22 protein-coding genes and 1 tRNA gene are annotated in these 21,174 nt (G+C 68.6%); 9 read left to right on the forward strand and 14 right to left on the reverse strand.

Annotated elements, in window-relative coordinates; translation table 11 throughout:
- Positions 1–49: 49 nt before the first annotated feature.
- From AORI_RS79165 to AORI_RS83605, 4 genes are read right to left on the reverse strand one after another with little or no spacing between them, the layout of a single operon-like run.
- Positions 50–1,198 (reverse strand): hypothetical protein, encoded by a 1,149-nt coding sequence (locus AORI_RS79165; protein ID WP_016337886.1) that lies wholly within the window; start codon positions 1,196–1,198, stop codon positions 50–52.
- A gap of 38 nt (positions 1,199–1,236) precedes the next feature.
- Entirely contained in the window at positions 1,237–1,866 is a 630-nt protein-coding gene (locus tag AORI_RS79170) for a hypothetical protein (protein ID WP_016337887.1), read from the reverse strand.
- A complete protein-coding gene (locus AORI_RS79175) occupies positions 1,866–2,321 on the reverse strand; it encodes a RidA family protein (protein ID WP_016337888.1) in 456 nt (151 codons plus the stop codon). The genes AORI_RS79170 and AORI_RS79175 overlap by 1 nt, the downstream gene beginning before the upstream one ends.
- 12 nt (positions 2,322–2,333) lie before the next feature.
- Positions 2,334–2,495 (reverse strand): Sp36 family protein, encoded by a 162-nt coding sequence (locus AORI_RS83605; protein ID WP_016337889.1) that lies wholly within the window; start codon positions 2,493–2,495, stop codon positions 2,334–2,336.
- Between the two features lie 129 nt (positions 2,496–2,624).
- Between AORI_RS83605 and AORI_RS79180 the strand changes: the two genes are divergently transcribed.
- From AORI_RS79180 to bagB, 4 genes are all read left to right on the forward strand, one after another.
- Positions 2,625–3,569, forward strand: a complete 945-nt coding sequence (locus tag AORI_RS79180; RefSeq protein ID WP_016337890.1) for an esterase/lipase family protein — start codon at positions 2,625–2,627, stop codon at positions 3,567–3,569.
- 304 nt (positions 3,570–3,873) lie between these two features.
- Positions 3,874–4,122, forward strand: a complete 249-nt coding sequence (locus tag AORI_RS79185) for a hypothetical protein (protein WP_016337891.1) — start codon at positions 3,874–3,876, stop codon at positions 4,120–4,122.
- 22 nt (positions 4,123–4,144) lie between these two features.
- Positions 4,145–5,149 carry an ATPase BagA gene (bagA, locus tag AORI_RS79190; protein ID WP_016337892.1) on the forward strand — a complete coding sequence of 335 codons (1,005 nt, stop codon included), beginning with the start codon at positions 4,145–4,147 and terminating at the stop codon, positions 5,147–5,149.
- Positions 5,149–6,279 (forward strand): ATPase BagB, encoded by a 1,131-nt coding sequence (gene bagB, locus AORI_RS79195; protein ID WP_016337893.1) that lies wholly within the window; start codon positions 5,149–5,151, stop codon positions 6,277–6,279. The genes bagA and bagB overlap by 1 nt, the downstream gene beginning before the upstream one ends.
- Before the next feature lie 63 nt (positions 6,280–6,342).
- Here the strand turns inward: bagB and AORI_RS79200 are convergent, their stop codons facing one another.
- Entirely contained in the window at positions 6,343–6,660 is a 318-nt protein-coding gene (locus AORI_RS79200) for a WhiB family transcriptional regulator (protein WP_005166974.1), read from the reverse strand.
- 350 nt (positions 6,661–7,010) lie between these two features.
- Between AORI_RS79200 and AORI_RS79205 the strand changes: the two genes are divergently transcribed.
- From AORI_RS79205 to AORI_RS79215, 3 genes are all read left to right on the forward strand, one after another.
- Positions 7,011–9,179 carry a transglycosylase domain-containing protein gene (locus tag AORI_RS79205; RefSeq protein ID WP_016337894.1) on the forward strand — a complete coding sequence of 723 codons (2,169 nt, stop codon included), beginning with the start codon at positions 7,011–7,013 and terminating at the stop codon, positions 9,177–9,179.
- Positions 9,180–9,464: 285 nt separating this feature from the next.
- Entirely contained in the window at positions 9,465–10,391 is a 927-nt protein-coding gene (locus tag AORI_RS79210; protein ID WP_199750184.1) for a metallophosphoesterase, read from the forward strand.
- 28 nt (positions 10,392–10,419) lie between these two features.
- A tRNA-Pro gene (locus AORI_RS79215) sits at positions 10,420–10,493 on the forward strand.
- Between the two features lie 308 nt (positions 10,494–10,801).
- Here the strand turns inward: AORI_RS79215 and AORI_RS79220 are convergent.
- Positions 10,802–11,482 (reverse strand): methyltransferase domain-containing protein, encoded by a 681-nt coding sequence (locus tag AORI_RS79220; RefSeq protein ID WP_043848440.1) that lies wholly within the window; start codon positions 11,480–11,482, stop codon positions 10,802–10,804.
- A gap of 39 nt (positions 11,483–11,521) precedes the next feature.
- Here AORI_RS79220 and AORI_RS79225 point away from each other — a divergent pair, with 39 nt between their 5' ends.
- The gene (locus AORI_RS79225) at positions 11,522–13,366 is read left to right on the forward strand and encodes a prolyl oligopeptidase family serine peptidase (protein ID WP_016337897.1); all 1,845 of its coding nucleotides are present in this window, start codon (positions 11,522–11,524) and stop codon (positions 13,364–13,366) included.
- A 15-nt stretch (positions 13,367–13,381) separates the two neighbouring features.
- On the opposite strand, the gene AORI_RS79230 is transcribed toward AORI_RS79225, so the two are convergent.
- The 6 genes from AORI_RS79230 to AORI_RS79255 all read right to left on the reverse strand — a co-directional run bounded on the left by AORI_RS79230 (position 13,382) and on the right by AORI_RS79255 (position 17,383).
- Positions 13,382–13,567: a 2-hydroxymuconate tautomerase gene (locus AORI_RS79230; RefSeq protein WP_016337898.1), complete on the reverse strand. Its 186-nt coding sequence runs from the start codon at positions 13,565–13,567 to the stop codon at positions 13,382–13,384.
- 10 nt (positions 13,568–13,577) lie between these two features.
- Complete coding sequence (locus AORI_RS79235; protein ID WP_016337899.1) at positions 13,578–14,204, reverse strand: TIGR03085 family metal-binding protein; 627 nt, start codon at positions 14,202–14,204, stop codon at positions 13,578–13,580.
- Between the two features lie 62 nt (positions 14,205–14,266).
- The gene (gad, locus tag AORI_RS79240) at positions 14,267–15,640 is read right to left on the reverse strand and encodes a glutamate decarboxylase (protein ID WP_016337900.1); all 1,374 of its coding nucleotides are present in this window, start codon (positions 15,638–15,640) and stop codon (positions 14,267–14,269) included.
- A 71-nt stretch (positions 15,641–15,711) separates the two neighbouring features.
- Positions 15,712–16,188 carry a Dps family protein gene (locus tag AORI_RS79245; protein ID WP_016337901.1) on the reverse strand — a complete coding sequence of 159 codons (477 nt, stop codon included), beginning with the start codon at positions 16,186–16,188 and terminating at the stop codon, positions 15,712–15,714.
- Positions 16,189–16,245: 57 nt separating this feature from the next.
- The gene (locus AORI_RS79250; protein ID WP_016337902.1) at positions 16,246–16,668 is read right to left on the reverse strand and encodes an organic hydroperoxide resistance protein; all 423 of its coding nucleotides are present in this window, start codon (positions 16,666–16,668) and stop codon (positions 16,246–16,248) included.
- 139 nt (positions 16,669–16,807) lie between these two features.
- Positions 16,808–17,383 (reverse strand): NADPH-dependent FMN reductase, encoded by a 576-nt coding sequence (locus tag AORI_RS79255; protein ID WP_016337903.1) that lies wholly within the window; start codon positions 17,381–17,383, stop codon positions 16,808–16,810.
- Between the two features lie 147 nt (positions 17,384–17,530).
- Here AORI_RS79255 and AORI_RS79260 point away from each other — a divergent pair, with 147 nt between their 5' ends.
- Entirely contained in the window at positions 17,531–18,577 is a 1,047-nt protein-coding gene (locus AORI_RS79260) for an alpha/beta hydrolase (RefSeq protein WP_016337904.1), read from the forward strand.
- Positions 18,578–18,679: 102 nt separating this feature from the next.
- On the opposite strand, the gene AORI_RS79265 is transcribed toward AORI_RS79260, so the two are convergent.
- Entirely contained in the window at positions 18,680–19,210 is a 531-nt protein-coding gene (locus AORI_RS79265; RefSeq protein ID WP_016337905.1) for a hypothetical protein, read from the reverse strand.
- A 433-nt stretch (positions 19,211–19,643) separates the two neighbouring features.
- The gene (locus tag AORI_RS79270; protein WP_016337906.1) at positions 19,644–21,086 is read right to left on the reverse strand and encodes a catalase; all 1,443 of its coding nucleotides are present in this window, start codon (positions 21,084–21,086) and stop codon (positions 19,644–19,646) included.
- Positions 21,087–21,174 lie beyond the last annotated feature (88 nt).

A 21,174-nucleotide genomic window follows, 5' to 3' on the forward strand; every position in this document is an offset into this window, starting at 1 on the left:
CGTTGCGCGTGCAACTACCGCATTCAGAGGACGAAACGCGTGGGGCTCGTCAGGAAGACCAGCCGCTGCTGCGCGAAGCACCGTTCAGCCGGATCTTCGCCGCTTCGGCACGCTCCCGTTCGGCGAGCTCGGCGTGCAGCTCGCGCAGGAGCGCGCGGTCGCGCTCGCTCAGGCTGGGATCGTCGAGGTCGAGAGCGGGCAGCTCGACGACCTCGTGCATGCTCGGCTTGCCCGTGGCGATCTCGCGGCCCTTTTCGGGGTCCTCCTTGAGCGCCTGGCGAAGCTGCGCCACCTCGGCCGGGGTCAGATCGGCCGTGCGCTCGGCACGGGTCTCCGCCCGCGACTTGCGCGGCGGTGCCGACTCCGACGAAGACGAGGACGACGTCGCCGCCGCGGGCGACTGCTGCACGATCGGCACCACCGGCGCGATCGGCTCGGCCGGTTCGTGGCTCCCGGCGCTCACCGGCCGCAGCCCGTGCCTGCTCGGCTGCTCCTTGACCGGCTCGGGAGCCGGGGCGGGAGCGGGCGGCGGGGTCACCGGTTCGGACCGAAAGTCACTGGAGTGGGTACTCCCGGCGACCCAGACAGGGCTCGCGGCCGAAGACGCGGCCTGGTGGTACGCGGACCGCGCGACGCCGGGGCCCGCGACCTCGACGACCGAGCGGATGCCCGCGCGGCGAAGCGCGGTGTCCACGCGGAACGCGACCGCGGGCGGGTTGCCCTCGGGCCCGATCTCGACCAGGACCACCCGCTGCGGCAGCGCGCCGGGCACACTGCCCGCCGGCGTGTTCCGCCACACCGCGTGCACCGACCGGACGTCCGGCAGCACCTGCAGGGTGCGGTCGAGCGCCTCGGCGAGGCCGAATTCGGGCTGGTTCTCCCCGGTGAACCGGTGGGTGAGCACCGGCTCGTCCTCCTCGACGACCAGCAGGTCGTTCGCCAGGGTGGCGTCCGACCGGCTCATCTCGAGGACGAGCGCGAGTTCGCGCTGTTCGGAGGAGCTCACCGGGATCTTCCCCGCGATCAGGGTGCCGGTGGTGAGCTCCACCGCTTCGTCGATGTGCGCACGCGCGATCAGCTCACGCGCTTCGGTCAAAGCACTGTCGTCGATACGACCCGCCAGGGCCAGTAACAGGTTGTGCAGGCGCAGGGGCACCGAGAACCCGTCCATGGGCGGGCCGTCGTGGACCTCCACCATTGCTCTGCTCCCTCCCGGCTCGCCTGGTGGAGCGAGCGTTAAGCGGCGACCAGCCGACTTCCGGTGTCCACCGCGCCCACGCAGACCAGCTCGGAGTTGGCGAGCGCGGTGCGGTGATAGCCGGTGAGGTCGATGCTCGGCGGGAGAACCTCGACGCCGGGCTCCTCGTCACCCAGCACGCGCAGGACGCGCTGCAGTTCGCCGGTCAGCCTCGGCAGGCCGTTCGTCGCCGTGACCAGGAGGACTCGTTTCGCCCCACCCTCGCCGACCACACCGAGGTGTCGCCAGCTTTGCCGCACTTCACCCACATCCGGCCGTCCCCGCAACGTCGCGTGGATCAATACGGACACAGAGTCGACGGAGTTCACCCATTCGGGCGCACTCTGCGTGAATGTGTACCTGGTCTCGGTGACGTCGTCTACCCCCAGGGTGGAACTCACCTGATGCCAGTCGGCCCCGTGAGGGATGAGTCCGGCGACTAGCAGGCGATACTCGGTTTGGTCCAGGTCGATCCTGTGCTTAAGCAAAGACCTGGGCAGGGTGCGCGCGAGCGTGCCCATCGCGCCCTCGCCCAGCCAGTCACGGAACCGCCACAAGAGCTGGTCCGGCAGCCGTCCGGCCAGCCGGAGCAGGAGCTCGTGCGAGGACCGCTCGATGTCCGGGTCCATCACTTCACCTCCACGATCAGTTCGATCTCGACCGGCGCGCCGATCGGCAGCTCGGCGACGCCGACGGCCGAACGGGCGTGGATACCCGCCTCGCCGAAGATCTCGCCGAGCAGCTCGGACGCGCCGTTGATCACCGCGGGCTGGCCGGTGAAGCCCTCCGCGGACGCCACGAACCCGACGACCTTGACCACCCGCACGACGTTGTCGATGCCGGCGACCGAGTCGACCGCGGCGAGGGCGTTGAGGATCGACGTCCGCGCGTACTGCTTCGCCTCTTCGGGGCTGACCTCGGCGCCGACCTTGCCGGTCGCTTCGAGCTCACCCTTCACGAAGGGCAGCTGTCCGGCCGTGTAGACGTGCGAACCGGTGCGGACAGCGGGCACATAAGCCGCCAGCGGGGCGGCGACGGCTGGCAGTTCGATACCGAGCTCGGCGAGTCGATCGCTCCAGGTCATGGCTTCAGGCCCTCAGTTCTTCGGTCGTTTGAGGTAGGCGACGTGCTGCTCGCCGGTCGGGTTCGGGAGCACGGTGACGAGCTCCCAGCCGTCCTCGCCCCACTGGTCGAGGATCTGCTTGGTGGCGTGGATCAACAGGGGGACGGTCGCGTACTCCCACTTGGTGGCGCTCATGCCCGGGAGCGTAGCCAAACCGGCAAGAGCGCCCGACACACATGCGGAAAACCCTCTCGCGACCGGTTCGCCGTTTTCCCGTCGATGTGGTTCACTTCACACCTACTCGGGAGTAGATAGGACGCCGACATGCGGACGACGAAGTCCCTCGCCGCCACCCTCCTGGCCGCGGCCCTTGCCCTGATCAGCACTTCACCCGCGACCGCCGACGAGGAACTCCCCGTCCCGTGGACGCTGGCCGCGGCACTGCCCGCACAAGCGGCGAACCCCGGCGGCCCGCCACCCGGCGCGAACGACTTCGGCTGCCGTCCGAGCGCGGCCCATCCGAATCCGGTGGTGCTCACCCACGGCCTCAGCGCCAACCAGACGGTGAACTGGCAGACGTTCGGCCCGCTTCTCAAGAACCAGGGGTACTGCGTCTTCTCCCTCACCTACGGCGTCCCCGGGGAGCCGCTGCCGATCTACCAGCCCGGTGGGCTGCTGCCGATGGAGCAGAGCGCGAAGGAGCTTTCCGCGTTCATCGACAAGGTGCGCGGCGCGACCGGCGCGTCCAAGGTGGACATCCTCGGGCATTCCGAAGGCACGCTGATGCCTTCTTACTATGTGAAGTTCCTCGGCGGAGCGTCCAAAGTAGACAAGTACGTCAGCCTGACCCCGCTCTGGAACGGCACGACGTTGTTCGGCGCCTCGCATCTGTACGCACTCGCCGGCGCGCTGGGGCTCGCGCCCGGATTCAACGGCATCCTCGACCCGCTTTGCGGTTCGTGCCGCCAGTTCCTGCGCGGTTCGGAGTTCCTCACGAAGCTGCGGTCGGGCAACGGCGTCTTCCAGCCTGGCGTGACCTACACGAACATCATGACCCGCTACGACGAAGCCGTCGTCCCGTACACGAGCGGCATGGGCTCCGGCCCGAACGTGAAGAACATCGTGCTGCAGGACAGCTGCCTGCTGGACCTGGCCGAGCACGCCGGGGTGGCCGCCGACCGCAACGCCGCCGGGCACGTCCTCAACGCACTGGACCCGGCGCACGCGAAGCCGGTCCCCTGCGTGCCCGCGACCCCCATCGGGAGCTGACCGGTCCTGTGGGTCGTGAGTGGCGATTCGGGTTCTAACCCGAATCGCCACTCACGACCACCTGTACCGAACGGCGCCTTCGCGTGATTGATCGGACGGCAGGTGTGATCCGACGGACGACACGCGTGATCAGAGGGACGACACACCGCTGCGAAGCCTCCGCCGTGAGTCGTCCGCCCAGACACGCGTGTCGTCCGCCGGATCACGTGTGTCGTCCAGCCAGTCACGCGAGACCACCAGTAGATATCCACGACACGGTTGGCTCTAACCCGAAACGCCACTCACGACGCTAACGTGAGGTCCCGTGGAGACCTGGCGCGTGATCGCGACCGTCCTGCTCGCCGCGGCCGGGCTGCCGCTGATGCTGGTCCTGATGGCGAAGGCACGGGACCGCACGAACAACTCGGCGACGGTCGCGGTCACCGGCGCGGTGGCCTTCGTCGTCCTCCTGCTGCTCGGTGTGGTGATGCTCACGGTGCTGCCCGGCGTCCTGACCTGGGGCGTCGCAGGACTGGTCGTGGCCGCGCTCGGCGTCATGATGCTGGCGAGCTGATCGCTCAATTAGGGTGGGACCGGTGAGCACACCCCTTGCCGGCTGGACCGACGAACTCGCGAGAGCCAGGCTGCATTTCGTCACCGGTAAGGGCGGGACGGGCAAGACCACGCTCGCCGCCTCGCTGGGCCTCGCGCTCGCCAAGGGCGGGCGCCGAGTGCTGCTGATCGAGGTCGAAGGCCGCCAGGGCATCGCCCAGCTCTTCGACACCGAGCCTCTCCCGTACGCGGAGCAGCGCATCGCGGCCGTCCCCGGCGGCGGCGAACTGCGCGCCCTGCACATCGACGTCGAGGCCGCGCTGCTCGAATACTTCGAGATGTTCTACAACCTCGGCTTCGCGGGGCGGACGCTGCGGCGGATGGGCGCGATCGAGTTCGCGACCACGCTCGCGCCGGGCCTTCGCGACGTCCTGCTCACCGGGAAGATCAAGGAATGCGTCGGCCGCACCGAATCGGACGGCCGCCACACGTACGACGCCGTCGTCGTCGACTCGCCGCCCACCGGCCGGGTCGTGAAGTTCCTCGACGTCACCAAGGCGCTGACCGATCTCGCCAAGACCGGCCCGATCCGGGGCCAGGCCGACGGCGTCGTGCGGCTGCTGCACTCCGGTGAGACCGCGGTCCACCTGGTGACGCTGCTGGAAGAGATGCCGGTGCGGGAGACCGTCGAGGCGGTCGCCGAACTCGACGGCGCCGACCTGCGCCCCGGCGCCGTGCTGGTGAACCGGGTCCGCCCGCCGCGGCTGCCCGCCCGCTCGGTGACCGCCGCCGCGGACGGCCGTGTCGACGCCTCGCGCGTCCGCGCCGGGCTCGCGTCGGCCGGTCTCGACCTGCCCGAAAGCACTCTTGACGCGCTCGTCGAGGAGACCGTCGAGCACGCCGTGCGGGTCGCGGCCGAGCAGCGCGCCCGCGAGCAACTTTCCGAAGCGGACCTGCCGGGCCTCGAACTGCCGGATCTGACCGACGGCGTCGACGTCGCGGCGCTCTACGACCTCGCCGAAGCGCTGACCGAGCAGGGGGTGCGCTGATGTCGGACGTCCTGGAGGTCGACAAGCTGATCGACGATCCGGAGAGCCGGGTCATCGTGTGCTGCGGTTCCGGCGGGGTCGGCAAGACGACCACCGCGGCGGCGCTCGCGTTGCGCGCGGCCGAACGCGGACGGCAGACGGTGGTGCTCACCATCGACCCGGCGCGGCGGCTGGCGCAGGCGCTCGGCCTGCGCGAGCTGGGCAATCACCCGAAGCAGGTGCAGGTCGAAGGTTTCGAGCCCAAGGGCGAGCTGTGGGCGATGATGCTCGACATGCGCCGCACCTTCGACGACATGGTGCGCGTGCACGCCGGCCCGGAACGCGCCGAGCAGCTGCTGCAGAACCCCTTCTACCAGACCATTTCCACGTCGTTCTCCGGCACACAGGAGTACATGGCGATGGAGAAGCTGGGGCAGCTCGCGGCCACCGACGAGTGGGATCTGATCATCGTCGACACGCCGCCGAGCCGGTCCGCGCTGGACTTCCTCGACGCGCCGACGCGGCTCTCGACCGCGCTCGACGGCCGGATGATCCGGCTGCTCACCGGCCCGGCCAAGGCAGGCGGCTGGGGCTTGCGCAAGGTGGTCAACGCCGGGTTCTCGATGTTCGCGAAGGCCGTCTCGACGATCATCGGCGGCCAGCTGCTGACGGACGCTTCGGCGTTCATGCAGGCCTTCGACAGCATGTTCGGCGGCTTCCGCGAACGCGCGCGCAAGACCTCCGAACTGCTGCGGTCCGGCGGGACGTCGTTCCTCGTGGTGGCCGCGCCGGAGCCGGACGCGCTGCGCGAGGCGTCCTATTTCGTGGAGCGGCTTTCGGAAGAAAGCATGCCGCTGGCGGGGCTGGTCGCGAACCGGACGCATCCGGTGCTCGCCCCGCTGTCCAGCGCCGAAGCCGTCGCGGCCGCCGAGCAGCTCGCGAAGGGCGAGACCAGCGCTCCGCTGGCCGAAGCCGTCCTTCGCCTGCACGCGGACCGGGTCGCGCTGGCCGATCGAGAGACGCGGCTGCTCGCCAGGTTCACGCGGGCGCATCCCGAGGTCCCGCTGGTGCGGGTGCCCGCGCTCCCCAGTGACGTGCACGATCTCGAAGGCCTGCGCGACATCGGAACCAAGCTCGCCACCCAGTCCTGAGGCTCCGTGAAGGACCCCTTCCCTACCTTGGACTCAGGGAAGGGGTCACTCACGGAACCCTGATCACGAGACTCGGACGCGCACGTCTTCCTCTTCGTCGATCCCGGTGAAACTGCGCTTCGCCGCTTCAAGCAGGTCCGCCCAGCTGGAAACGTCCGGCCGCCGCCGCAGCAGCGCCCGCCGTTCCCGTTCGGTCATACCTCCCCAGATGCCGAAGTTGATCCGGCCATCGAGCGCTTCGGCGAGGCATTCCGTCCTGACCGGGCAACCGAGGCAGACCGCCTTGGCCCGGTTCTGTTCCGCCCCCCGGACGAACAAGCCGTCCGGATCGGTGTCGCGGCACGACGCATTGACTCGCCAGCTCGACTGGTTGGTTTCCATACCCCCAGCTCCCTACCCTGGTGTTCGACACACCACGGGGGGACGAAAAGCCTGCGCTCCTGCCCCCATGAGCGTGTCTCCCTGTGTGCTCACGTCGGTTGAGCCGACACCTCCCCGGTGCCGGTGCCTCCGTTCGGCCGAATGCGACTGCCGCTCGCACTCACCCGTCTGTCGGCTTTTTCATACGTGAGACGTTGACGGACTGTAAGGGCCCTCGGTTCCCTCCGCCAAGCCCTAGAATGCCTCCGACTACCAGCCGTCACCTCATGGGGTCGCTTTCGTGACCGAATCCGCACTTACAGCTAGGTGACGTCACGGTGGGCTAACGGGATCCGCGTACCCTGGTCCGCGTGCGCAAAACGGACGGTCTGCTGAAGCTCATTGGCCTTTGTGTGCTCGCGGGGGTGCTGGTCGCGGGGATGTTGTTCCCGGTGGCGGGTGCCGCGGGGGTGCTGTCGAACCAGGCGAGCGAGACCGTCGACAAGACATCTTCGGACCTAGCGGACATCCCGCCGCCGTTGGTGACGACGATCACGGACAACACCGGCAAGCAGATCGCGACGCTGTACAAGCAGTACCGCATCCCGACCACCGAGACCCAGATCAACGACGCCATGAAATGGGCGCTGATCTCGGTCGAGGACAAGCGCTTCTACGAGCACAACGGGGTGGACTGGAAGGGCACGCTGCGCGCGGCGGTCAGCAACAGCACCGGCGGGGACACGCAGGGCGCGTCGACGCTGACCCAGCAGTACGTCAAGAACTACCTGATCAACGTCGTCTACCGGGACGACAAGCCGGGCCAGAAGCGCGCACAGGAACAGTCGGTCGCCCGGAAGCTGAAGGAAGCCCGGATCGCGATCCAGCTGGAAACCAAGCTGAACAAGATGCAGATCTTGACCGGCTACCTGAACGTCGTCGAGTTCTCGCGCGAGATCTACGGGGTCGGCGCGGCCGCGAACGCGTACTTCAACACGCCCGTCGAGAAGCTCACGGTGCCGCAGGCGGCGTTGCTGGCCGGTCTGGTGAACAACCCGATCGTCAACGACCCGTGGAAGAGCCCCGCGAAGGCGACCGAACGCCGCAACCTGGTGCTGGACCGCATGGTCGACAACCAGAAGCTCGCGAAGGTGGACGCCGAACGCTTCAAGGCCGAGCCGCTCGGCGTCGTCGAAGGCGGCCCGCAGAAGCCCGCGTCGAACTGCACCGGTGCCGGCACGGAGAACGGTTTCTTCTGCCAGTACGTCGAGGACTATCTCCTCAAGTCCGGGATGACGAAGGACGATCTCTACACCGGCGGCTACCAGATCAAGACCACTTTGGACGAACGGGCGAACCACGAGGCCAAGATGTCGGCCGAAGCCCAGGTCAAGAAGACGCAGGACAACGTCGCGAACACGCTTTCCCTGGTGAAGCCGGGCAAACAGCGGCATGAGGTCGTGGCGCTGGCGGCGAACCGTGACTACGGGCTGCACGAAGACCAGGGACAGACGACGTTCGCGTTGCCTTCCGGCGTCTACAACACCGGCGGTGCGGGCTCGGCGTACAAGGTCTTCACCGCCGCGGCGGCACTGGAAGCAGGCGTGGCCGGGATCAACTCGCCCTTGCCGGTGCCCGACTTCTACACCTCGCACATCTTCGCCGGTGGTGGCCCCAAGTGCGCCCCGACCGGACCGCCGCTGCGCTCCCGTTGGTACTGCCTCGGCAACGCGGGTGACTACAACCCGGCGGGCGGCACCATGTCGATGCAGCAGGCGCTGGCGACTTCGCCGAACACCGCGTTCGTGGCCCTCGAAGAGAAGATCGGGAGCACGGGGCCGATCGTGGAAATGGCGCGCAAACTCGGCATGCGCGACACCATGGCCAGCAACCTCGGCGGTGGCGCGGTGGATCCGAAGTCCGACAATCCCGGTGCCAACACCAGCCAGCTGCAGGCCTTCGGCCCGCGGCCCGGCTGGGCCGGGAACGCGTCGTTCACCCTCGGCCCGGCTCCGCTGAGCGGCCTGGAGCTGGCGAACGTCGGCGCCACGATCATGAGCGGCGGCGTCTGGTGCCCGCCGACCCCGCTGGCCGGCGTCACCGACCGGGACGGAAAGCCGGTGCCCGTCAAGGAAGCCGCTTGCGAGCAGGTGGTGCCCGAAGGTCTCGCCAACACTCTGGCGGTCGGGATGAGCAGGGACAGCCAGCCCGGCGGGACCTCGTTCGGCGCCGCGAACGGCGCCCGGTGGAACCGGCCCGTGATGGGCAAGACCGGGACGACGCAGAGCAACGGCTCGGGGACCTACCTCGGCGCCACCCCGCAGCTCGCGGGCGCGGCGATGGTGTTCCGTCCGAAGGGTGGAAACGGCGGCCTGTGCTACCTCGGCCCGGGTAACGTGACCACTCGCGGTTGCGAAAACATGTTCGGCGGGAAGACGCCGGCGCAGACCTGGTTCGGGGCGATGTCGAAGATCCTCGAAGGCCAGGAACCGCTGCCGTTGCCGGCTCCGGACCCGAAGTACTTGGGCGGCGGACGCTGACTGGGGAGGGTCATGTTCACCAGCGCGAATCACGATGTGTCACGCCGCTCTAACTTTGAGTGACCGGCTGGCGGCCTAACGGGGAACAGCGGTCGACGAGACCATGTCGGTCGATCGCGACACTGCGCGCCGACCACGGAAGGTGAAGAAAAGAGGCCATTCCAGCGATTTACCGAGATCGCTGGAATGGGGGCGAACGATCACCACCGGAGAGCACGTAAACTGGACATTGTGAGCACGCTCAGTAACGAAAGCACTTCGGGGGCGACGGTACGGCGCTTGGCCGTGGGAACCGTCGCTCTGGGAGCCGCGACCCTCGGTTACGCGGTCGGTATCGAAAGGCGCCGGTGGACGCTTCGCACCGCGGAGCTCCCGGTCCTCGCGGCAGGGGCGAAGCCCTTCACGATCCTCCACATCTCGGACCTGCACATGCTGCCCGGGCACGTGAGCAAACAACGCTGGGTAGCGGCGCTGGACGAACTCGAACCGGACCTCGTCGTCAACACCGGTGACAACCTGTCACATCACCAGGCCGTCCCATCCGTGCTGCGCGCGCTCGGCCCCTTGCTGGACCGGCCCGGCGTGTTCATCTTCGGCAGCAACGACTACTACGCGCCGAAGCCGAAGAACCCCGCGCGCTACCTCATGCCGAAGGGCAAGAAGAAGCGCATTCACGGCGAGCACCTGCCGTGGCGCGATCTCCGCGCGGCCTTCGTCGAACACGGGTGGAACGACCTCACCCACGTCCGGCGCACCATCGAGGTCGCCGACCAGTACGTGTTCACCGCCGGCGTCGACGACGCGCACCTCCACCGCGACCGCTACGCCGACATCGCGGGCCCCGTGGACACCGCGGCCGCCGTCCGCATCGGCGTCACGCACTCGCCGGAGCCCCGCGTGCTCGACGAGTTCGCCGGCGACGGCTACGACCTCGTCCTCGCGGGCCACACGCACGGCGGGCAGCTCCGGGTCCCCGGCTACGGCGCGCTCGTCACCAACTGCGAACTGGACCGCACCCGCGCCCGCGGCGCGTCCCGCTGGGGCGCCCAGATGTGGCTGCACGTCTCCGCGGGACTGGGCACCTCGCCGTACGCCCCGGTCCGCTTCGCGTGCCCGCCCGAGGCGAGCCTGCTGACCCTCGTCCCACGGGGCACGACCAGCGAGAACCACCGGAAAGCAGCCCCCCGCAAAGCCCGAAACACCGTCCGCTAAACTTCTCCTCGACCCGCTAAGAAGTATCCGGGGTGTGGCGCAGCTTGGTAGCGTGCCTCGTTCGGGTCGAGGAGGTCGTGGGTTCGAATCCCGCCACCCCGACGCAAGATCGAAAGAGCCTTGCTCGCCTTCGCGAGCAAGGCTCTTTCGCGTTGCGGGCTTCCGCGGCGCCGGATGTCCCGGTGTGACATGGGGAACGTGTCCTGAAGGCCCCCTTCAGGACAGGCCTCCCCAAGACACACGAGCCCCGCGCAGCCCCCGCCACTCCCAGGGGGGCGACCCCGGCTCCAGCGTATCGCCGAGGGGCGTCAGGACTGGGCGAAAGAGGGGGCGGCGAGGTCAGTAGTCCACAACGGTGAGCGGCTGTGGACAACCGAGGGGGCAGAAGGCCGAGGGGTTCCGCGAAACGCTCAGCGGGTGGCGAGCAACTCGGTCCAGCACTGCGCGAAATCCCCATCCCCCGAGCGCGCCCACGACCACGCCGACCGGGCGGCCGAGGCGAGCTGGTCGCGGTCCGGGGTCGTCGCGGTTTCCAGCGCCGTCACCAGCCCCGCCTCCACGGACGTCGCCAGCGCACGGTAGGTCGTGTCCGTGCGGTAGCGGATTTTCGTTCGTACGTCGGTGAAACCGGCGGCCGCGACCGCGGCGGGCAGCGAGCGCCCGGCGAACGGATCACCGCCGGCGCGGCGCCACAGCAGATAGTGGCCGCGGAGGGCGGCGTCGACGTTCGCCGTCTTCGGCCGCAGCCGCGCCCGGCTCCAGTCCGATGTGGACAGTGCGAGGGTGCCACCCGTTCTGAGGACGCGCCGGAACTCCTTCAGCGCGGCACCCGGCTCCTTCAGATGCTCGAAAACGGCGTGCGCGAAGACCACGTCCACGGAATCGTCGGCGAACGGCAACGCGCACGCCTCCGCCACCAGGAAGTCCACTGTGGACTTTCTGTGCCCGTCGCCGATACCGAGGGTGATCGAACCCGGCCCGCAGCCGACGTCGACGCACCCCATCCCCGGCCCGAACAGCGGTTGCGCGAACACGGCCCGTTCGACCGCCTGACGCGCGGACCGCGCGCGTGGCGCGTTTCCCTCCAGCACCCCGCACACAGTACGGCTCCCGAGTGGCAGGATCGAGGGGTGAGCACGCAGTCAGGCACTGAATATCCGTCCGCGGCGGTCCCGGACCGCCTGTTCGACGACGCCGAAGCCGAGCGCAGGTGGCGGGCCCGCTTCCACGCGCCGCGTATCTCGGTCCCCGAGTGGGCCATCGACGCCCCCGACGCGAACGTCTACGTCTCCAACGCCAGCGGTGTCTGGGAGGTCTACTCCTGGGACCGGTCGACCGGCGAGCACCGCCGCGTCACTGATCGGCCCAACGGCACGATGCACGCCACCCCGTCCCCCGACGGCCGCTGGATCTGGTGGTTCAACGACACCGACGGTGACGAATTCGGTTCCTGGGTCCGCGAACCGTTCGCGCCGGGCGCCGCCGCCGAGCGCGCGGTGCCCGACGTCCACGACGGCTACCCCGCCGGGCTCGAGATCGGCACCCGGGTGGTCGCGGTCGGCGTCTCGACCGACGACGGCAGCGAGCTCTTCGCCCACATCGACGGCGAGACCACCTCCTTCTACCGCCACGAAGACGACGCCGGGATCGCCTCGCTGTCCCGCGACGAGTCGCTGCTCGCGATCTCCCACTCCGAGCACGGTGATTCGCGCCACCCCGCGCTGCGTGTCCTGTCCACCGACGGATTCACGACGATCGCCGACAAATGGGGCGGCGAGGGCAAAGGCCTCGGCGCGCTCGAGTACTCGCCGGTCGCCGGCGATCAGCGGTTGCTGGTGCTGCACGAGCGGCGCGGCCGCGAAGAGCTCCTGATCTGGGACACCGCCGCGGACACCGAGCAGGAGATCGAGCTGGATCTGCCCGGCGAGGTGGTCGCGGGCTGGTACCCCGACGCGACGGCATTGCTGGTCGTGCACTTCCACCAAGGCCGCAGTTCCCTGCACCGGTACGACCTCTCGACCGGCGAGTTGTCCTCTTTGGACACTCCGCCCGGCCGGATCGGCGGCGCGGGCGTGCGGCCCGACGGCACGGTCGAGTACTCGTGGTCCAGTGCCGCGCAACCGACGGCGGTGCGCGCGCGTACAGCTAGCGGCGAAGACTCCGTGCTCCTCGAACCTCCGGGCGAGCGCGCCCCGGAGTCCGCCCCGGTCACGGACGCGTTCGTCGACGGGATCGGCGGGCAGATCCACGCACTGGTCTCGCGTCCGGCCGACGCGCCCGAAGGTCCGCTTCCGACGGTCTTCTCCTTGCACGGCGGGCCGCATTCGGCCGACGAGGACCGCTTCTCCGCATACCGCGCCGTCTGGCTCGACGCCGGATTCGCCGTCGTCGAGGTCAACTACCGCGGCTCGACCGGGTACGGCTCGGCCTGGCGTGACGCCATCGAAGGCCGTCCCGGGCTGACCGAGCTCGAAGACGTCGCCGCCGTGCACGACTGGGCCGTCCAAAGTGGACTCTCAGATCCGGAGAAGTGCGTGGTGAACGGTGCTTCGTGGGGTGGCTACCTGAGCCTGCTGGCGCTGGGCACCCAGCCCGCGCGCTGGGCGGCTGGAATCGCCGGGGTGCCGGTGGCGGACTACGTCGCCGCGTACGAGGACGAGATGGAGCAGCTCCGCTCGTTCGACCGGGCACTGTTCGGCGGTTCGCCGGAGACGGTGCCGGCGGTGTACCGGGAATGCTCGCCGATCACCTACGTCGAGGCCGTGACGGCGCCCGTGCTGGTGCTCGCCGGGGACAACGACCCGCGCTGCCCGATCCGGCAGGTCGAGAACTACCTCGACAGGCTCGCGAAACGGGAGATCCCGTTCGAGTTCTACCGGTTCGACGCGGGCCACGGGTCGCTGGTGATCGCCGAGACGATCAAGCAGACCGCGATCGAGGTGTTCTTCGCGCTGCGGGCCGTCGGGCTTCGCTGACCCCGGCGAACGGAGTCAGCGTTCGGAGAAGAGAGTCCCGCCGGACGCCCAGTGTTCGGCGGGAATCTCGTTGATGGTCACCCAGACGCCTTCGGGGTTGCCGCCACAGGTGCGGACGAAGGCGTCGGTCACCTCGCGCACGAGGGCCTGCTTCTGCTCGGCCGTGCGGCCGGGGAACATCGAAACACTGATCATCGGCATGGGCGGAACTCTAAAGCCCGCGGTCGTGCTTCCGCAGACGGTCGACGGCGTAGGCGTCACCTTCGAAGGTGATCCTGGCGGCGTCACGGCCGAAGACGAACAGCAGCAGCTCGATCGGCGCGCCGATCACCGTCACCGTGTCCGGGCCTTCCTTCACCCGCGCTTCGCGGCCTTCGGGGGTCTTCAAGATCACGCCGACCGGTGATTTCCGCAGGTTCAGCTTCGAGGCCTGCTTCGCCGACTTCCACGCCGCCGCGTCCCGTGCGGAGTCCGCCGGGCGCGGCTCCCAGCCGGGCTGTCCCCGGCGGACGTCCTCGTGGTGGATCAGGAACTCGGCGCTGTTCGCCAGCTCGTCGACCGCGCCGATCGACGTCGGCCAGTACCAGGCGGGGCCGGATCGGACCTTGCCGACGACCTCGGACCACGGCCGTGCGGCGTAGGAGTCCTGCACCCGCTGCGTGTACGAAGCGAGCGCGGGCACCAGGATGCCGGGCGCCGCGTCGGGCCGCCGCTCGCGGACCAGCAGATGCGCCGCGAGATCCCGCGTCTTCCAGCCCGCGCACAGGGTCGGCGCGTCCGGGCCGACCTCTTCGAAAAGCTCGCTCAACGCACGACGTTCGTCTCCGGCGACTCCCATACCCCCCGACGTTACGCGCCGGTAGGGCCAGGGGAAATCCGGCGTGACGCAGGGCACCCGGCTCAGTGATGGAACGCGGTCCGCCGTCGCGGGCCGTGATCGAGCTCGGGCAGCAGGCGGCGGAGATCGGCGAGCAGCAGATCGGCGAGGTCGTGGGTGAAACCGTTGCGCACCACGATCCTCAGCACCGCGAGGTCGGTCCGGTTCTCCGGGAACGTGTACGCCGGGACGAGCCAGCCACGCTCGCGAAGCCGCCGTGACACGTCGAAGACGTCGAAGCCCTCGACGTCCGGCTTCGTCGTGAAGGCGAACACGGGCAGCTGATCACCGCGTGTCAGCAGCCGGAACGGGCCCAGCTCGGCGATCCCGTCCGCCAGCTGGGTCGCGACGTCACGCGAAGCCTGTTGCACGGCACGGAAACCTTCGCGGCCGAGCCGGACGAACGTGTAGTACTGCGCGGCCACCTCGGCGCCGGGGCGGGAGAAGTTCAACGCGAAAGTCGGCATGTCGCCACCGAGGTAGTTGACGTTCAAGACGAGCTCCTCCGGCAACGCCTCCTTGTCGCGCCACAGCACCCAGCCGACGCCGGGGTAGACGAGCCCGTACTTGTGCCCGGAGGTGTTGATCGACGCCACCCTCAGCAGGCGGAAGTCCCAGCTCAGATCCGGATCGAGGAAGGGCGCGATCATCGCGCCCGAAGCGCCGTCGACGTGCACCGGGATGTCCCAGCCGGAGCGTTCCGCCAGGCCGTCGAGCGCGGCGGCGATCTCGGCGACCGGCTCGTAGCTGCCGTCGAAAGTGGACCCGAGGATCGCGACGACGCCGATCGTGTTCTCGTCGCAGCGGGCGATCGCCTCGTCGGCGGTGAGATGGAAACGGTCGCCGTCCATCGGCACCAGCCGCGGCTCGACCTCCCAATACTCGCAGAACTTCTCCCAGCAGACCTGGACGTTCGCGCCCATCACCAGATTCGGCTTGCCGGTGCGGCCCAGCTTCGACCAGCGGCGCTTCAGCGCCATGCCGGCGAGCATGCAGGCTTCCGACGAACCGGTGGTGGAACAGCCCATGATCGCGGTGGGATCGGGCGCGTGCCACAGATCGGCGAGGATGTTGACGCAGCGCCGCTCGAGTTCCGCGGTCTGCGGGTACTCGTCCTTGTCGATCATGTTCTTGTCGACGCATTCGGCCATCAGCTCGCGGGCCTGCGGCTCCATCCACGTGGTGACGAACGTGGCGAGGTTGAGCCGGGCGTTACCGTCGAGCATCAGCTCGTCGCGCACCAGCTGGAGCGCGGTGTCGGGCGGGAGCGGGTCTTCGGCGAGGCTGTCGTGCGGGAGACGGATGTTCGCGGCGAGCGCGGGATACGCGCCGGCGTACAGCGGGTTGGCCCCGGTCTTGCGGTCCGGATCGGACGCGGTTCCCTTGTGCAGCACCATGGATCGAACGTAGCGGCTCGTGAGTGGTAAGGACGGTTAGAACCGTCCTTACCACTCACGAGGGGTGAGGGTCAGGCCTGCTGCGCCTGCCACATCCAGTGCGCCTTTTCGAGCTCCTGGGTGATCGCGATGAGCAGGTCCTGGGTGACCAGGTCGCTCTTGTCGGTCTCGTCGATGCGCTTGCGCAGCCGCTCGATCAGCGCCGCGAGGATGCCGACGATCGCGGCGACCGTGGACTCGACGGACTGCCAGTTGTCGGGGTAGTCCGGCAGGCCGGAGCTCTCCACGACGGCCTTCGCCTGCCCGTTCGGCGAGACACCGATGGCGTTGGCGCGCTCGGCGACCTCGTCGACGTACTGGCGCGCGGTGTCGACCAGCTCGTCGAGCTGGAGGTGCACGCTGCGGAAGTTCGCGCCGACGACGTTCCAGTGGGCCTGCTTCGCGATCAGCGACAGGTCCACCAGATCCACCAGCGTGGCCTGCAAGGCGTTACCGGTGATCTCCTTGTCGGCTTCGCTCAACGGACTCTGGATCGGAGACTTGCCCATTTTCCGGTCTTCCTTTCAGAAATCAGTCGGTTCGGGATGGACCTGCCGCGGCCGGGATCAGACCGTCGCGGACAGGGCGACCTCGATGTTGCCGCGGGTCGCGTTCGAGTAGGGGCACACCTGGTGCGCCTGCTCGACGAGCTGATCGGCCTGCGCCTGCTCCAGGCCGGGCAGCGAAACCTTGAGTGCCACGCCGAGGCCGAAGCCCGCGCCCTGCTTGAGCACGCTGACCTCGGCGGTCACGGTGGAGCCGTCCAGCGTCACCTTCGCCTGGCGCGCGACGAGCTGCAGCGCGGAGTGGAAACAGGCGGAGTAGCCGGCGGCGAAGAGCTGCTCGGGGTTCGTCTTGTCGCCGCCGGGGCCGCCCATCTCCTTCGGGATCGCCAGCGACTCGTCGATGACGCCGTCGGAAGACGTGACCTCACCGTTGCGGCCGTCGCCGCGAGCGGTGGCCACAGCGGTGTACAGAGCCTCAGCCATTCTTCGCCTACCTCCTGGTCTCAAGACACGCCCCGTTGAGCGTCTCTTCGGTGTCAACGTCCCGCAACCGCGAAACCTTGCCACCCCATGGCAGGCATCACGTCCGGGAATTACCCGGACGATGACCGGAACAAACGACTTAGTGACCCGCGCGACTCAGCGCGAACTCGGCGACCTGGCTTCCGATCAGGCGGAGGGTGCGGACGCTCTTCTCGTCCGAGGCGCCGCCCGCTTCGTCGAACTTGGTCTCCGCGGTGTTGATCGAACCACCCAAAGGGGTGGCCCAGCCGCGCAGCGCGTGCGTGATCGTGCGCAGCTGCTCCAGTGTGGTGACCGCGGCCTGCCAGCCGTAGGCGACGGCGGCGAGGCCGACCGCGCGGCCGTCGAGATACGGACGGGCGTCGTCGCGCAGGTCTTCGACGTAGTCCAGGGCGTTCTTGACCAGGCCGGAAAGCGCACCGTGGTAGCCGGGCGACACGACGATGATCCCGTCGGCGCGGCGGATCGCTTCGACCAGCCGCGTGGCGCGCTCGTGCCGCTCGTCCAACGCCGTGTCGTAGAACGGCAAAACCAGTTCGGGGCCGGAGATCAGCTCCGTGGTGACTCCCGCCTCGGCCGCCCCGCCGAGCGCGATCCGCAGCGCGCGCTCGGATTGCGAGCCCTCCCGCAGAGAGCCGCCGATACCGAGGACATGCACCGAGTTCGTCGAAGTCACGCTTTCGAGGCTAACCCCTCTACTTAAGTGGAGGACCAGGATCTGGAACGGAGGCCTGCGTCACACCCGTTCGCCCCAACGGCCCCGTTCCCGCTGGACGGCATACCTACTCGAAAGTAACCTGTCGGGAAGCCCCCAGGAGGAAGCATGGCGATACCGCTCCAGATCCGTGCCGAGGCCGCGTTTTCGCAGCTGGCGTTCTGGCTCCCGAGGCCGGTCAGACGGGCCATCGCCGGGCCGCCGCTACGCCTGGACGGACAGGAACTGGCGTTGGACGCCCAGCTCCTGCTTCGCCTGCAGAAGCTGGCGAAGGCATCGCTGGTGCGGGGAAGCGTCGAAGAATCGCGAAGCATGCTCCTGGCCAGCAGGCATCTGGTGAGCGGACCGACGATCGAGCCGGTCGCCACCAGGGAACTGCTCATCCCGACGGGTGACGGCGACCTGCCGGCCACGCTCTACACCCCGGCCGGACTGCCGGACCCGTCCGGGCTGCTCGTGTTCTTCCACGGCGGGGGCTGGGTGGTCGGCAGCCGCGCCTCCCACGACAACAGCGTCCGCTACCTGGCGAAACAGGCGGGCGTGCGGGTCCTGTCGGTGGAATACCGGCTCGCACCGGAGACACGGTTCCCCGGCGCCACCGAAGACGCGATCGCGGCGTTCGAGTACGCCTTCGCGAAGGCGAGGGACCTGGGCGCCGATCCGGCGCGCATCGCCGTCGGCGGCGACAGCGCGGGCGGGAACCTCGCGGCGGTGACGGCGCAACAGGCGGTCAAACGCGGCGGCGGGGTCCCGGCGTTCCAGCTGCTGTTCTACCCGGCGACCGATTTCACCGTGCGCCGCCGCTCCCGGGAATTGTTCGCGGAGGACCTGTTCCTCACCGATTCGGATATGACCTGGTTCGAGGGACATTACGTGCCGAAGGGCACCGATCTGTACAACCCGAAACTGTCACCACTGCACGGTGATGTTTCCGGATTGCCGCCCGCGTATATCGCGACGGCCGGTTTCGATCCGCTGCGCGACGAGGGCGAGGCTTACGCGGAGAAATTGCGGAAGGCCGGGGTGCCGGTGGCGCTCAGCCGCCAGCCGGACCTGATCCACGGGTACCTCAACTTCCTCGGCGTGGGGCGGCGCTTCCGCGAGGCGACGGCCGAGGCGGCGGGAGCGTTGCGAGTGGGCCTCGCGCCCCGGTGACGGCCAGAGCCCGGATGGGGAGAAATGTCCCCACCCGGGCCCCGGCCCCCATTTCGTGGCCCGCCGCCCTGCACGGCGGAACCTGACGACTCCCTCGGCCTCCTAAGGCGTGGGAAGCGGTACGGGCGGCACTGGAAGCGGCGGGACAGGGAGTCCGCCGAGCAGGCCCGCGAGAATGCCGGTCACGGCCGTGAGCAGGGCTTTCACCAGGTCGCTGACGATCTTCAGCGGTCCGGGAAGGTCCGGCAGCGACGGGATCGGCACCGGCAACGGCGGCAGCTGACGCGCCTTCGCGGTCGGGTCGGCCAGCAGCCTGCTGGACTCGACGGAGCGACCCTGGGCCAGGTCGCCGAGCTTCTGCGTTTCGGTCTGGATCTGGTAGCGCTTGCCCGCGGCGATGTCACCGAGGACGGGGCTCAGCTTGTCCAAGTCGGCCCGCGTCGTGGCGACGTCACCGGCGTAGGCCACCTTGGTGAGGCCGTCCCGCATCTGCAGCACCTGCGCGGCGAGCGCCTGCGTGTTCGACGAACCCTTTCCACCATCGGTACCAGCCGTCGCGGCGCCGGCCGAGGCCACCGCCAACAGACTGCCGGTGGCGACCACGGCAATCATCCGGGCAATGTTGCCTTTCATTCCTTACCTCCTGGCCTCTGGGACCTGACGAGGTAAATCGATACCCGCCGTATCGGCCGAACACCACCCGATCACCGGTTGGAACCGATTTCTAACCCTTACGTGCCGGATTCATTCCCGGGGAAGACCCCCGCAATTGATTAACGTCGAAATCTTGTGCTTCCCCCTGAAGATCATCCTTTTCCCGCCGTTTTATGACCACCCGTGACCGATCTCCACTGTGGAGCCGCTCGTTCACCCACACCGGTGTAAACGGTGATCGTTTGGCTTCATCACTCCGTCGGACAGGCGTGTCGCACTGCTCCAGTCGGGGTGTCCCCCACGCACGCCACGCCCACTTCTGGTTTCACATGCGAGTGGGGACATGGGAACGCCCCCGGTGCGCGCACCGGGGGCGTTCCGTGGTGGGAGCGGCCTCTCGAAGAGAGGTCCTTTACTTGCGGAAGGCGTCCGCGACCTTGTCGCCGAGGTCCTTGTCGACGTTCCGCCAGTACTCGAAGACGCGCTCCAGCACGGGCTGCGAGACGTCGTTCGAGGCGTGGCCGATGATGTTGCTCGCGAGCCGCTCGCGCTGCGCGTCGTCCATCACGTCGCGGACGAGCGTGCCCGGCTGGCCGAAGTCGTCGTCCTCGGCGTGGAGCTTGTACGCCGACCGGATGACCTCGTCCTCGACGCCGTAGCCCGAAGCGGTCTCGGAGGCGATCTCCGCGCTCGCGTGCGGGCCGCCGTAGGAGTTCGGCGCGTACACCGGGTCGCCCGGGTTGTTGTAGCGCATCGCGCCGTCACGCGAGTAGCTGTTCACCGGGGACTTCGGCGCGTTGACCGGAAGCTGCGTGTAGTTCGCGCCGATCCGGTAGCGGTGCGCGTCCGGGTACGCGAACAGACGGCCCTGCAGCATCTTGTCCGGCGACGGGCCGATGCCCGGCACCAGGTTGGACGGCTCGAACGCGGCCTGCTCGATCTCCGCGAAGTAGTTCGCCGGATTGCGGTCGAGCACCCAGCGGCCGACCTTGATCAGCGGGTAGTCGCCCTTCGGCCACACCTTGGTCAGGTCGAACGGGTTGAAGCGGTAGTCCGCGGCCTCGGCGTACGGCATCACCTGGACGTACAGCGTCCAGCTCGGGTGGTTGCCCTGCTTGATGTTCTTGAACAGGTCGCGGATGTAGTAGTCGGAGTCCTCGCCCGCGATGCGGTCCGCGTCGGCCTGCGACAGGTAGCCGATGCCCTGGTCGGTCTTGAAGTGGTACTTGACCCAGAACTTCTCGCCGCCGGCGTTCTCCCACAGGTAGGTGTGCGAGCCGAAGCCGTCCATCTCCCGCCAGTTCGACGGGATGCCGCGGTCGCCCATCAGCCAGGTGACCTGGTGGGCGGACTCGGGCCGCAGCGTCCAGAAGTCCCACTGGATGTCGTGGTCGCGCAGGTGGTTGTCGGCGCGGCGCTTCTGCGAGTGGATGAAGTCGGGGAACTTGATCGGGTCGCGGATGAAGAACACCGGGGTGTTGTTGCCGACGAGGTCGTAGTTGCCCTCGGAGGTGTAGAACTTCACCGCGAAGCCGCGCGGGTCGCGCCACGTGTCGGGCGAGCCGTTCTCGCCGGCGACCGACGAGAAGCGGGCCAGGCTCTCGGTGCGCACGCCTGGCTGGAACAGCGCGGCCTTCGTGAACTGACTGACGTCCTCGGTGACCTCGAGGAAGCCGTGCGCACCGCCGCCCTTGGCGTGGACGACACGCTCCGGCACCCGTTCGCGGTTGAACTGGGCGTTCTTCTCGATCAGGTAGTGGTCCTGGAGCAGGATCGGGCCGTTGGCGCCTACCGTCAGGGAGTCGTTGTCGCTCGCGACGGGGATGCCCACGTTGTTCGTGGTCGGCAGGGTCACGCCGGTGCCTCCTGGTTCGTGGTGGTGAGCGGTCAGTCCCCACCACCCTCTCGTCTTATCTGGAGTCAGTCAAGAAAACCCCCCGGAC

Source organism: Amycolatopsis keratiniphila, assembly GCF_000400635.2.
GTDB lineage: Bacteria > Actinomycetota > Actinomycetes > Mycobacteriales > Pseudonocardiaceae > Amycolatopsis > Amycolatopsis keratiniphila.